We start from the raw sequence: 12,534 nt of genomic DNA, 5'->3' as shown, positions 1-12,534 counted from the left end.
ATATACTACAATTAACTAAGAAGGAAAAGAATATCGCAAACAGAGGGGGATAATCATGAGCTTACTTATCGCACTTATACTTGGAGTTACATGTGGAGCATTTCCTGTTATTTTAGGAGCTATTATGGAAGAGTTAGAAATTGGTGTTTTAGGATTTGTCGCATCTTGTGTAAGCGCTTTATTATTTGGTTTATTCGGCGCTATTCCTGTTTCAATTCTGTGTGCTTTTTATATAATACGCCATGCTCGTACAAAACAATTTGGTCCTAATCACATCGCACAAATTATCCCGTTCCCGGTTGAACGATGCCGCCGTGCTTCTAACTTATAATTATAAAAATTAAAGATGACTAAATAAATAAAAGTCCTCAAATGAGGACTTTTATTTATTTTCTTCTAGAAATTGAAACAATTCTTGTAGATGTAGGGCATCTTCACCATAGCTAACAGATACATGAAATATACCATCAATCTCAGCTTGCATATAAAGATCCACTCCATCACGATCATATTTCAATGCCAAATAAAACTCCATTTCTTCTAACATCTTTTTTGAGGTTCGAATTACATAATGCCCCTTCTCATCTCTTCCATATTCAAATTCTGGTTCAAAATCATATTTTTGTTTAAAAGCTTCTTTTTGTTTTTCATTGATTTGCATACAAGTAGCTCGCTGTAAAGTATCAATCATCTCATCAAACTTTTGAAAGTCCACCTCGTTTACCCCCTTATATATTTTTTATATAATACTTGTGTTCCACTATTTTCTTCGCCACCCTTAATTAACTCTTCATACAATTCTTTCGCCAAACTTAAGCCTGGAACTGGTAATTGTAATTTTTCTGCTTCCTCTAAAGCAATTTTCATATCTTTCATAAAATGCTTTACATAAAATCCTGGCTCAAAGTCTCCTTTTAACATTCGAGGAGCTAAATTACTTAATGACCAGCTACCTGCTGCCCCTGTTGAAATACTCTCTAACACTTTATCTGGATTCAGTCCAGTCTTCTTCGCGTAAGCAACAGCCTCACATACTCCAATCATATTGGAAGCAATCGCAATTTGATTGCACATTTTTGTATGTTGTCCACTCCCAGCCGGTCCTTGTAATTGAATGTTTGTTCCTAACTTTTCAAGTAAAGGTAAGCATCTATCATATATTTCTTTCTCTCCACCTACCATAATTGCGAGTTTTGCTTCTTTCGCGCCAACATCTCCTCCTGAGACAGGTGCATCTAACGTATATATTTTTTTGCTTTTTGCAACTTTATTAATACGTTTTGCTAAAGTAGGTGTAGATGTCGTAAAGTCAATTGCTATCGTACCTTCTTTTGCATGTTCTATAATTCCTTCTATACCAAAATACACTTCTTCTACATCATGTGGATATCCAACCATTGTCATTACAATATCAACTTGCTTCACTAACTCTTTTGGCGTATCACACCAATGTGCACCATCTTGCACTAAAGAATTTGTTTTTGCCTTCGTTCTATTATATACATATACTTTATGACCATCCTGCATTAAGTGATAAACCATGCTTTTTCCCATTACGCCAATACCAATGAAACCTATTGATAAAGTTTTATGTTCCATTTTCTCATCCCCTTTGTTCTAATAAATCATTTACCATCTTTCGGAACTCTTTATTAAAGTCATCATCCATACTATTTTTCACATTTGAAAATAACATAACAAAAGTTCCTTTTTCTTTATTAAAATTATTGAAAGTGTTCCAACCAGATAATACACCATGATTATGAAAATAATCTGGATATATATAAAAACTAAATGCATATTTCCGTTCCGCTGAAGGTGAAAACATTGTTTGTATACTTTGTTCAGAAAGAAGTTTTCCATTTATAATTGCTTCGTCTAATTTCTTCATATCTCCAACTGTCGTATACATCTCACCACAACCATATAGCCAATCCATGCCTAGCTTTTGTGCTGGTACAAGCTCTTGATTTTTTTTCACATAACCCTTTGTAAAATTTTTATCTCCAGGCACCATATTTCCCATGCCGGATTCATACATATCTGCTTTTACAAATATATTTTCTTTTATGTAATCTCCTAAAGGTTTTTTCGATATATGTTCTATTATATAAGCAAGCACCATATAATTATAATCTGTATATCTCCAACCTGTTCCTGCAGGAAATTCTAAATTTTGACGTCCAATCCAATTAATTAACTGTAAACGGGAAGCAGCATTAACATTGCCTTTTTCGTGTTCAGGTAAACCAGAGGTATGCGTTAATAAATGATATAGCGTAATATTTTTATTCTCTGGAAATGAAGGAATATATTTATTTACATTATCTTGAATATTCAATTTCCCTTGTTCTTGCAACTGTAAAATAGATGTGGCAACCACTGTTTTCGTAATAGAACCGATACGATATTTTGTCTGAGGCGTATTTTCAATTTTATTTTGAACATCAGCATACCCATATCCTTTATTCAAAATAACATGCTCTTTATCTGTTACCAAAACTGTTCCATTGAATTGCTTTCCGACTAAATATTGATCTAATTTTTGAGATATGCTAGCATAATCAATTTGTTGCTCTTCTTTTTCTTCTATATTCCCTTGTACTTCCGATTCAATAGTAGGATTCACTTTAGTTGTTAATACAGTGTTTTCCTTTATATTGGGGCTAACAAGAAAATAGTATACCCCACCGCCAACTATAGCAGACAGTGAAGCCATGACCATTACTTTTTTTATCATATTGATCCTCCATAATTCCTTAGCTAAAAATTGTCCCCCTATTCTATTATCAAACAATAAAAAAAAATCGCAACAATTTGTTGCGAAAAATTACATTTTTTCTTTTCTATACACACATACTTGATTCTTCCCATTTTTTTTCGCTTCATATAATGCAATGTCCGCTCGTTGCATTAATTCTTCTCTTGTAGTTCCTTGTTCATATAACGCAACTCCAAAACTAGCTGTTAACTTTGAAATTCCAGTGAATTGCTTTGTTTCAATGAAGAATCGTAATGACTCCGCAACTTGAAATGCTTCCTTTTCTACTGTATTTGTCACTAATATAATGAATTCTTCTCCTCCCCATCTTGCAAATACATGTTGCTGCTCCACTTTAGATTTCATAAGCTCTGCAAGTTGTATTAATGCCAAATCGCCAAAATCATGACCATATGTGTCATTAACTGTTTTAAAATTATCTATATCAAATAAAATAATTGCTATTTTCTCATCAGTACGTATTACCTTTTCCCATTCTACCTCTAGTATTTGTTGAAACTTTAAACGATTATAAATCTCTGTTAATGAATCTATCATAGCAAGTCTTTCTTGTTCTTGATAGATTTCATCTAATTCTGTAATTTCCGTGCACTTTACAATAAATCTTGATAAATCTTCTGGCAATGGTGTCGCACGTAATAGAAAAGTAGATACTGTCCCTTCATAATTTAACATCTTAATTCTTCTACCGCTTGATAAAGTATCGTCTAGCCATGTTATATCATGCGTCGTCGAGTAGTATCCATTTTCTCTAATAAAATGTTCAGCAAATACTAAATGTTGCTCACGATAGGCAAACAAATTTTCATATCCGAAAAACGTTAAAAAATTTGTATTACAATCAACAATTTCATCATCTTCTACTATAAATAATAAATCATTTTGAAAATCAAACATCGTTTGAAGCAGTTCCTGTTGCAAACTAACTTGCCTTACTAAAGAAAGTTGATACAAACTCTTATTCACTTCTTCTAACACTGCTTGCGGAGTTACAGGGGCTATTACAATATTACGTATTCCTAATGCGAGTACATCTGTAAATTCTTTTGTTATTTGTTGATCCCAAATGACAATAAATGTACTTTGCAAGGTATACATATTCTTTATATATTTTATTTGAGAATAATCTGTTACATACATAATTATAATGTGCGGTTTCGTTCTTTGAAATAATAATTCGCCCTCTTCAAAACTATTTGCTATAAACATACATTTTGGATGAATATTTTCTATCGTTTGTTGATGTTTACATCCATTTTCTATATAAAGGACATTTAACTGCAAATCTTGTAACACATTTTGGAAAACCGTATTCTCTAATAAAAAATGTAGTATGTTCATCACTAGTCTTCACTCACTTCATATATCTTGTTCTACTGAATTCCTCACAAACATTTTTAAAAGACTATTACCCAATAAACTTTAATTTGTGAGAGATACATATTAACAAGCTAATTGAGAATGTTATCTTCCCTTTTCACTCTATAAATTCCTTTTTTAGTGTATGATTATAGGAATTATATCGTTTGTATGAATGCCCTAGCTTATTTCTTAAAACTTGACAATTAAAATAAAGATATTATATTCTTAAATTCGATAACTTACAAAATGTAAGTAATATATATTGCGTTTTCCCGATAATTTTATATGCAATTTGGAGGATATATAATGACAAACGACAACTTTTTTAACGTTCTATATGAACGCACATCTACACGTGCATTCAACCCAAATAAAGAAATCTCATCTACAGAATTACACGAGATTTTAAAAGCCGCAGCACAAGCACCTTCCGCTTGGAACTTACAACACTGGAAATTCCTTGTTTTTCAAGGTGAAGATGTACAAAAACGATTACACCCGATAGCTTATAACCAACAACAAATTCTTGATGCTTCTGCAGTAGTCGCTATTTTAGGTGATTTAGAAGCTTATAAAAATGTTGAGCCAGTATATGGTCCAATTGTAGAACAAGGATTTATGAAAGAAGAAGCAAAAGAACGCTTAGCTAAAAATATTGAATCTGCATATGCTCGTGAACAATTCTCAAGAGATGCTGCCTTTTCAAATGCATCTTTAGCAGCAATGCAACTTATGCTTGCAGCTAAAGCGACTGGTTGGGACACTTGTGCTATTGGTGGCTTTAATCCACAAGCACTGACAGACGAATTTAACGTTTCATCTCGTTACGTTCCAATTATGCTTATTACAATTGGCGAATCAACTTTAAAAGGCCACCCTGCACCACGTATGAGCGTAGAGCAAGTGAGCGAGTGGGCAAAATAATAAAAAACGAAGGTAACTACGTTGCCTTCGTTTTTTTATTTCCTGTCATACTTTTGTAATATTACTACAAATCATTCGACATTTATACTTATGGAAAAGTATATTCTATTCCCTCCTCATAAGTAAACGTGACGTTTCGTGTCGAATTTTGTTAAGGTGTTGAAATATACCCGTGTATTTTTGTTACAATTGTGATACAATGATAACAAATAGATAACAAGAGAGGGATTTTCATTGAGTTCATACGGAAGCTTTATCGCACTTTTATGCTACATAGTAACTGTACTGCTTCTATATTTTATTGGTGATGCCGCAAACATCTCCATTTTACAATTCCCAAAAGAAGAAGCATTCCAATTAGAATCAGAAAAACATACTGCACGATCCATTGTACCACTACTCCTAGCTCTTCCTGTATATATCATCGTTTTATATAAAAGTAAAAAAGTGTAAAGGCTACCCATTTCATTTATTTCGGTGGTTTTTACATTTTTTTGTTATATTACCCCTATTTTAAACATCATTCCATACTAAACACCCAGCTAGTCATTTAAAATGAGAAAATCCCCTAGAAAAAATTCCACTCTCTGTCCAGTCACTTACTACCGAACTTACATAGATTATAAGTGTGAAGGGGGTGATGAGGATTATGTTTGGATCATTTGGATGCTGTGATAACTTTAGAGACTGTCATCATCATGAAAGAGAGCGCGACCATCGTGAGAAGGAGAGAGAGGTTAAGCCACAACAACCAGCTGTATGTAACGTACTTGCTAGCATTTCAGTTGGAACAGAGCTTTCTCTATTAAGCGTTAAAGGTGTTGGATCTTTCAACAATGTAATTTTTGAAGGTTTCTGTAACGGTGTTGCTCTTTTCTCTGCTTTAGCTCGTAATAACAATGACAAAGACAATAAAGATAACAACAAAGATGATAAGCACAATCAAAACCGAAATACTTTTACTGGTATTTTACGTGTATGCCCATCTGATATCGTTGCTATCGCTATCTAATTCTGTACCTTATCCTCTAGTAAGAAAATAAGATTTACTTTTCTCATAGAAAAAACCTGAGACCGATTTCAATCGACTCAGGTTTTTTTATTACTTATATGCTTTTAACTAGTTCAACAACTTCTTCAGCAGTTGACATCATTAATGCTTTTTCTGCTAATGTTTCCATTTCTGTTTTTGACAACTTGCTTAGTTGTGTTCTTGCAGGAAGAATAGATGTTGCACTCATACTGAACTCATCTAAACCTAATCCTAATAATAATGGAATAGCAAGTGAATCGCCCGCCATCTCACCACACATACCAGCCCATTTGCCTTCTTTATGAGCAGCATCGATAACCATTTTTACAAGACGTAAAATAGATGGGTTATATGGTTGGTATAAGTAAGATACTTGTTCGTTCATACGGTCTGCAGCCATTGTGTATTGGATTAAATCATTTGTTCCAATAGAGAAGAAGTCAACTTCTTTCGCAAATTGATCTGCTAATACTGCTGAAGCTGGGATTTCAACCATCATACCAACTTCAATAGAATCAGAAACAGTTGTACCCGCTTCTACAAGTTTCGCTTTCTCTTCTAATAAAATTGCTTTCGCTTGACGGAACTCATCAAGAGTTGCAATCATTGGGAACATAATTTTTAAGTTACCGTATACGCTAGCACGAAGTAATGCACGAAGTTGTGTACGGAACACATCTTGCTCATCAAGACATAAGCGAATTGCACGGTATCCTAAGAATGGGTTCATTTCTTTTGGTAAATGTAAGTATGGAAGCTCTTTATCTCCACCGATATCAAGTGTACGAACAACGACTGGTTGACCCTCTTTTACACCTTCAAGAACTGCTTTATACGCTTCGAACTGCTCTTCTTCTGTTGGAAGATTGTCACGGCCCATGTATAAGAATTCTGTACGGTATAAGCCAACGCCTTCTCCGCCATTATCGATAATACCTTGTACATCATTTGGTGTTCCGATATTTGCAACAAGCTCAACGTGATGTCCGTCACTTGTTACAGTAGCTTGGTCTTTTAATTTTGCCCATTCAGCTTTTTGCTCTTCAAATTTCGCTTTCTTTTCTTCAAACGAACGAAGAGTTTCTTCTGATGGGTTTACAATTACTTCTCCATCTAAACCGTCAATGATAACGATATCGCCGTTTTGGATTTTTTCCATAACAACTTTCGTACCAACAACAGCTGGAATTTCCATAGAACGAGCCATAATTGCAGAGTGAGATGTACGTCCACCGATATCAGTAGTAAAACCTTTTGCATACTTACGGTTTAACTGAGCTGTATCAGATGGTGTTAAATCTTCAGCAATGATAATTACCTCTTCAGAAATTGTACCAGGATTTGAGAAGTTAATTCCTAGTAAATGTGCAAGAACGCGTTTTGTTACGTCACGAATGTCCGCAGCACGTTCTTTCATATATTCGTTATCCATGTTTTCAAACATAGAAATAAACATTGATGCAACTTCATCCATTGCAAATTCAGCATTTACTTTTTCGCTATTTACTTTATCTTTTACTGGGTTTACTAGTTCTGGATCATTTAACACTAATAAATGTGCTTCAAAGATCGCAGCTTTGTCAGCACCTAGTTCAGCAAATGCGTGGTCTTTAATAGCTTCTAATTCAGTTTTTGCTTTCTCAAGCGCAGCGTCTAAGCGTGCAATTTCTGCAGCTTCGTTTGTAATTGATTTCTTTTCGATGTTAAATTCAGGATTTTCAAGTCTGAAAGCCTTTGCAATAGCAATCCCACTTGATGCAGCGATCCCTTGAATATTAAGAGTCATTATTCTCCTAATCCTTCGTTTTTCATAGTTTCTTCGATAGCTGCTAGTGCTTGAGCTGCATCATCACCATTTGCAGTGATTTTAATTTCTGCGTTTTGTTGAATGCCTAAAGACATAACGCCCATGATTGATTTTAAATTAACGTTCTTTCCGTTATACTCTAAGTTAATGTCAGAACCGAATTTGCTTGCAGTGTTTACAAGTAGAGTTGCTGGACGAGCATGAATTCCTGAGTCGCTAGTTACTTTAAAGATTTTTTCCATGATAATTTATCTCCTTTAAATTACAGTATTTTTTAGTTGTATAGACGTGAGTACTACACCATCTATTGTATATAATAGGCGATGTTCGGTCAACCACATCGCCTATTATAATTATAAACATTTTGCGTCAAATTCCTACTGAATGTCAATAATAGCGGTTTCGCCCTTCTTAACATTTCCATCTTTTTTCAATTCGACTTGTTGCCCTTGTTGTAAGTTTGTAAAGACAATTGGTGTAATGATAGATGGTGCATTTTCTTTTACAAATGCAAGATCTACTTTTAATAATGGTTGGCCTTGTTTCACCTTGTCGCCTTGTGCTACAAGCGCTTCAAAACCTTCACCATTTAATTTTACAGTATCAATACCAAAGTGGATTAAAATTTCTTTTCCGCCTTCAGATTGAATACCAATTGCATGTTTTGTAGGGAATACATTGACAATCTCACCATTAACTGGAGAAACTACTGTTCCTTCAGTTGGCTCAATTGCAAATCCATCTCCCATCATTTTTCCTGAGAATACTTGGTCAGGCACTTCTGTAATCGGTAAGATTTTCCCTTCAATTGGTGATACAATTGTTTCATTTTCATCAACTTTTTGAGGAGTTTCTTCCACTTTTACAGGTTCTTCTTTTTCAACATGAGGTGTACGGCCTGACATAATATCATGAATTTGTGATTTTAATGTGTCAGATTTCGGTCCGAAAATAGCTTGAATGTTATTTCCAACTTCAAGTACACCAGCTGCTCCAAGTTCTTTTAAGCGGTCTTTGTTTACATTCTTTTGTTCGTTAACTTGAACACGTAAACGAGTAATACAAGCATCTAAAGAAGCAATGTTTTCTTTACCACCAAGTGCTACTAATACTTCACGAGGAAGTTCGCCTGCTTCTGCTTTTCCTGCGCCGTCATTTGCATTTGCCACTTCACGACCAGGTGTTTTTAGATTCCATTTACGAATTGCAAAGCGGAATCCGAAGTAGTAAATAACTGCTAGTACAAGACCAACAATAATTACCCACCACCATGCTGTACGGCCTGGTAGTACACCGAATAATAGGAAGTCAATTAAACCACCAGAGAATGTCATACCAATTTTAACACCTAAAATTTGCATTGTCATAAATGATAGACCAGCAAATACAGCGTGAATTCCGAATAATACTGGCGCTACGAATAAGAATGAAAATTCAAGTGGCTCTGTAATACCTGTTAAGAAAGATGTTAATGCTGCAGAACCTAAAATACCTGCTGCTAATTTTTTATTTTCTGGACGTGCTTCATGGTACATTGCTAAAGCTGCTGCTGGAAGACCAAACATCATGAACGGATACTTACCAGTTGTAAATGTACCTGCTGTTAATTCTACACCGTCTTTTAACTGTGCCATAAAGATTTTTTGGTCACCACGGATTAATTCGCCAGCTGCATTTGTATACTGACCGAATTCGAACCAGAACGGTGAATAGAAAATGTGATGTAATCCAAATGGAATTAATGAACGTTCAATTAAACCGAATATAAATGCTGCGATTGTTCTATTTGCATCAATCATTTGATGTGAGAACGTGTTTAAGCCACCTTGAATGTATGGCCAAATGAAGCACATGATAATACCTACTATTAAAGAGAATGTTGCAGTTGCAATCGGTACGAAACGCTTACCTGCAAAGAAACCTAAGTATGATGGTAATTCAATGTTGAAGTATTTATTATAGCAATATGCCGCTACTATCCCGACGATAATACCACCAAATACTCCTGTTTGTAGCGTTGGAATACCTAATACGTTTGCATACGCTGGATCTGCAAATCCAATTTTTACTGGGTCTGCTCCAGAACTTGTTACTTTCACTAGCTTATCTACTTCTAAGAACACACTCATCGTTTTGTTCATAATTAAGTAGCCGACGAATGCTGCTAAACCAGCTACTCCGTCTCCACCAGCTAAACCAATTGCTACCCCAACTGCGAATAATAATGCAAGGTTAGCGAAAATAATATCACCAGATTGTTCCATAATTTTTGCAACCATTACGAACCAATCTGCTTTTAAAGCAGGAATAACATTTGTTAACTGTGGATTTTGAAATGCATTACCAAATCCAAGTAAAATACCTGCCGCCGGTAAAATCGCTACTGGAAGCATTAACGCTTTCCCGACTTTTTGAAGAACACCAAAGATCTTCTTAAACATGGAAACCCTTCCTCTCTTATCTATATTGATACCTTCCGACAAACGCCAAAAAGACATGAGGAAAAAAAGATAGAACGATAGCTATACAAAGGGTAGTATATCCCTTTCTCTAGCTTACATTCCTTACTTTTCTCCACTCATGCCTGATCGAATCAGTAACACGTGTCAAAAATAGGTTTACGTATAAGTTCACTATAATTAAGGCAAACGTTTTCGTTACTCACCTTAATGTGTTTGTCGAAATTTGTATAACTTTGCAATAGTTATTATACATAACTATTGTAAGCGATTCAATCATTTTTTTTAACGTTTTCATTTTAGACAAAAATATATAACTTTTTACACATGCTCTGCCTTTACTAAGCGTTGCAAGTGCATCGTTAAATAAATACTTTCAGCTTCATATACAGGTAGTTGCAACTCTTTTTGCATGACCTTAACTAGCTTCCAAGCCAAGTTATAGCAAACTGGATACTCGGCCTTTAATAAATCAGCAAAACTTTGTGATTCCTCTACTTTTTCTCCTTTTTTCACCCTCTCAATAGCATATTGAAGATGACGAATAAGACGTAAATAATGAATGCTCTCTTGATCTAATGTAATTTGTAAGTTTGTCTCAATTAAAGATACAAGTTGTGCAATGAGACGGGAGTTTTGATTAACTGAAGATAAATCAGAATTTGTAAGCGAACTGTAAATGTGAAGTGCAATAAAACCAATTTCTCCTTCAGGCAATGCAATTTGCAAACGAGAATTTAAAAGTTCTACAACACCTTCCGCAATTTCATATTCCTCTGGATAGAGCATTTTTGTTTCAACTAAAAAAGGGTTATCAATTGTAAGTCCTTGTTTTAACCTTTTAATCGCAAATGAAATATGATCTGTTAACGCAATATGAATATGTTCATTTAGTGGAGATTTCGCTTTCCCTTGAATGTACAGCATAATATCGTTCATCAATTCAATTAATTTTTCACTAATATGCGGCACTAATAATTTGTACTGTTCACGATCACGTTCATTTTTTAAGACAAACATTTTTTCGATTTGTTCTTGCTCCAAGACATCTTTCGCTTTTTTCCCAAATCCAATTCCTTTACCAATCACTACTACTTCCTCGTGTTCCGGATGGCTAGCAATGATGACATTATTATTTAAAACTTTTTTAATTTCTAGATAATTACTCATATAACACCACCCTCGTACTTAAATAGCCTACTTTTATGTTACAGAATATTCTTCTTTGTCGTCAATGTAAAACATCTGCCATTTAATAAAAATTCATTTTTTAGACATGTTTATATATGATGCGTATAATGTAAGAGCAACTGTACATAGAAAGGGGATAACAGCATGATTAAAATGTTTGTAAGTGATATCGATGGTACAATGATGCAACACGGAGGTCTTATTGACGAACAAGATGTTGCGGCACTGCGCAGCCTTGCCGAGCAAAATGTTATTCTTTGCTTCGCTTCCGGAAGACTTGATAATGAAATTGCAGACTTAATGAAAGCTGTAAATACAAATTTTCATCGTATTAGTGTAAATGGTGTTTTTGTATATACACATGAAAATAAACAACTATTATCTGCAACTTTTGATTCCAGCATACTTCCCGATTTGTTAGCTATGACGAATGAAGATCCTTATTTCCGTTATGTAAGTGATGAACATAATTATTACATTGAAGAGAAAACACCTTTTATTCAAGAACTTGAACAACAGGTAACTATGACTTCTGTTGAAGAACCAAACTTACTACAGAAAATTGATGATACAATTTTCCCAAATAAAATTTCTGTCGGTGGAACAAAGGAGAACTTACAACTCCTTCAGAAAAAAATTGATGAAAAATTCCACGGGAAAGTTAGTACTTTCATCTCTGCAGAACAATGTTTAGATGTAATGCCACCAAATGTTAGTAAAGGCTCTGCCATTTCTGTTTTATTAAATGAGTTTCAAATAAAACCTGAGGAAATTGCTTGTATAGGGGATTCTTATAATGACATTCCTATGTTTTCTTTAACTCCTCACAGTTTTGCTATGTCGCAAGCAGATGATGCAGTAAAAAATCACGCTCACTATGTAGTAAATCACGTCAAAGATGCTGTTAACCACGTAATTACTCATAATAAAAATACGACTCATTCCTTATAAGGATGAGTCGTATTTTTATTTCTTT

General features: G+C 34.5%; 13 protein-coding genes. 5 read left to right on the top strand and 8 right to left on the bottom strand.

Annotated elements, in window-relative coordinates:
* The first annotated feature begins 55 nt into the window (after nucleotides 1-55).
* Nucleotides 56-331: a hypothetical protein gene (locus ACTFRH_RS16350; RefSeq protein ID WP_000054659.1), complete on the top strand. Its 276-nt coding sequence runs from the start codon at nucleotides 56-58 to the stop codon at nucleotides 329-331.
* Nucleotides 332-382: 51 nt separating this feature from the next.
* Here the strand turns inward: ACTFRH_RS16350 and ACTFRH_RS16345 are convergent, their stop codons facing one another.
* From ACTFRH_RS16345 to ACTFRH_RS16330, 4 genes are all read right to left on the bottom strand, one after another.
* The gene (locus ACTFRH_RS16345) at nucleotides 383-715 is read right to left on the bottom strand and encodes a DUF3909 family protein (protein ID WP_000347327.1); all 333 of its coding nucleotides are present in this window, start codon (nucleotides 713-715) and stop codon (nucleotides 383-385) included.
* 5 nt (nucleotides 716-720) lie between these two features.
* The gene (locus ACTFRH_RS16340; RefSeq protein ID WP_000400438.1) at nucleotides 721-1,599 is read right to left on the bottom strand and encodes an NAD(P)-dependent oxidoreductase; all 879 of its coding nucleotides are present in this window, start codon (nucleotides 1,597-1,599) and stop codon (nucleotides 721-723) included.
* A gap of 4 nt (nucleotides 1,600-1,603) precedes the next feature.
* Nucleotides 1,604-2,740, bottom strand: a complete 1,137-nt coding sequence (locus ACTFRH_RS16335) for a serine hydrolase (RefSeq protein ID WP_000592901.1) — start codon at nucleotides 2,738-2,740, stop codon at nucleotides 1,604-1,606.
* A gap of 90 nt (nucleotides 2,741-2,830) precedes the next feature.
* Entirely contained in the window at nucleotides 2,831-4,123 is a 1,293-nt protein-coding gene (locus tag ACTFRH_RS16330; protein WP_001023183.1) for a GGDEF domain-containing protein, read from the bottom strand.
* 327 nt (nucleotides 4,124-4,450) lie between these two features.
* Here ACTFRH_RS16330 and ACTFRH_RS16325 point away from each other — a divergent pair, with 327 nt between their 5' ends.
* From ACTFRH_RS16325 to ACTFRH_RS16315, 3 genes are all read left to right on the top strand, one after another.
* Nucleotides 4,451-5,068: a nitroreductase family protein gene (locus ACTFRH_RS16325; RefSeq protein WP_000180389.1), complete on the top strand. Its 618-nt coding sequence runs from the start codon at nucleotides 4,451-4,453 to the stop codon at nucleotides 5,066-5,068.
* 234 nt (nucleotides 5,069-5,302) lie between these two features.
* A complete protein-coding gene (locus tag ACTFRH_RS16320) occupies nucleotides 5,303-5,521 on the top strand; it encodes a hypothetical protein (RefSeq protein ID WP_000100485.1) in 219 nt (72 codons plus the stop codon).
* 196 nt (nucleotides 5,522-5,717) lie between these two features.
* On the top strand, nucleotides 5,718-6,080 hold the full coding sequence (locus ACTFRH_RS16315; protein WP_000468026.1) for a DUF3915 domain-containing protein: 363 nt from the start codon (nucleotides 5,718-5,720) through the stop codon (nucleotides 6,078-6,080).
* A gap of 94 nt (nucleotides 6,081-6,174) precedes the next feature.
* Here the strand turns inward: ACTFRH_RS16315 and ptsP are convergent, their stop codons facing one another.
* The 4 genes from ptsP to glcT all read right to left on the bottom strand — a co-directional run bounded on the left by ptsP (nucleotide 6,175) and on the right by glcT (nucleotide 11,537).
* Entirely contained in the window at nucleotides 6,175-7,887 is a 1,713-nt protein-coding gene (gene ptsP, locus ACTFRH_RS16310; protein WP_000174208.1) for a phosphoenolpyruvate--protein phosphotransferase, read from the bottom strand.
* The gene (gene ptsH, locus ACTFRH_RS16305; RefSeq protein WP_000411080.1) at nucleotides 7,887-8,150 is read right to left on the bottom strand and encodes a phosphocarrier protein HPr; all 264 of its coding nucleotides are present in this window, start codon (nucleotides 8,148-8,150) and stop codon (nucleotides 7,887-7,889) included. The genes ptsP and ptsH overlap by 1 nt, the downstream gene beginning before the upstream one ends.
* A gap of 135 nt (nucleotides 8,151-8,285) precedes the next feature.
* Nucleotides 8,286-10,349, bottom strand: a complete 2,064-nt coding sequence (gene ptsG / locus ACTFRH_RS16300; RefSeq protein WP_000473174.1) for a PTS glucose transporter subunit IIABC — start codon at nucleotides 10,347-10,349, stop codon at nucleotides 8,286-8,288.
* Nucleotides 10,350-10,688: 339 nt separating this feature from the next.
* Nucleotides 10,689-11,537, bottom strand: a complete 849-nt coding sequence (gene glcT / locus ACTFRH_RS16295) for a glucose PTS transporter transcription antiterminator GlcT (protein WP_000073857.1) — start codon at nucleotides 11,535-11,537, stop codon at nucleotides 10,689-10,691.
* Nucleotides 11,538-11,702: 165 nt separating this feature from the next.
* Between glcT and ACTFRH_RS16290 the strand changes: the two genes are divergently transcribed.
* The gene (locus ACTFRH_RS16290; RefSeq protein WP_000594242.1) at nucleotides 11,703-12,509 is read left to right on the top strand and encodes a Cof-type HAD-IIB family hydrolase; all 807 of its coding nucleotides are present in this window, start codon (nucleotides 11,703-11,705) and stop codon (nucleotides 12,507-12,509) included.
* Nucleotides 12,510-12,534: the final 25 nt, after the last annotated feature.

Origin of the sequence: Bacillus cereus group sp. MYBK216-1 (assembly GCF_051916495.1) — a bacterium.
GTDB classification, from domain to species: Bacteria; Bacillota; Bacilli; order Bacillales; family Bacillaceae_G; genus Bacillus_A; species Bacillus_A thuringiensis_K.
This window is presented reverse-complemented; position numbering and strand designations above follow the sequence as displayed.

Excerpts from the sequence above, each read along its gene's own strand:
- ptsG (WP_000473174.1), bottom strand. The coding sequence starts at position 10,349 with ATGTTTAAGAAGATCTTTGGTGTTCTTCAAAAAGTCGGGAAAGCGTTA.
- glcT (WP_000073857.1), bottom strand. The coding sequence starts at position 11,537 with ATGAGTAATTATCTAGAAATTAAAAAAGTTTTAAATAATAATGTCATC.
- ptsH (WP_000411080.1), bottom strand. The coding sequence starts at position 8,150 with ATGGAAAAAATCTTTAAAGTAACTAGCGACTCAGGAATTCATGCTCGT.
- ptsP (WP_000174208.1), bottom strand. The coding sequence starts at position 7,887 with ATGACTCTTAATATTCAAGGGATCGCTGCATCAAGTGGGATTGCTATT.
- ACTFRH_RS16325 (WP_000180389.1), top strand. The coding sequence starts at position 4,451 with ATGACAAACGACAACTTTTTTAACGTTCTATATGAACGCACATCTACA.
- ACTFRH_RS16335 (WP_000592901.1), bottom strand. The coding sequence starts at position 2,740 with ATGATAAAAAAAGTAATGGTCATGGCTTCACTGTCTGCTATAGTTGGC.
- ACTFRH_RS16350 (WP_000054659.1), top strand. The coding sequence starts at position 56 with ATGAGCTTACTTATCGCACTTATACTTGGAGTTACATGTGGAGCATTT.
- ACTFRH_RS16290 (WP_000594242.1), top strand. The coding sequence starts at position 11,703 with ATGATTAAAATGTTTGTAAGTGATATCGATGGTACAATGATGCAACAC.
- ACTFRH_RS16340 (WP_000400438.1), bottom strand. The coding sequence starts at position 1,599 with ATGGAACATAAAACTTTATCAATAGGTTTCATTGGTATTGGCGTAATG.
- ACTFRH_RS16330 (WP_001023183.1), bottom strand. The coding sequence starts at position 4,123 with ATGAACATACTACATTTTTTATTAGAGAATACGGTTTTCCAAAATGTG.
- ACTFRH_RS16315 (WP_000468026.1), top strand. The coding sequence starts at position 5,718 with ATGTTTGGATCATTTGGATGCTGTGATAACTTTAGAGACTGTCATCAT.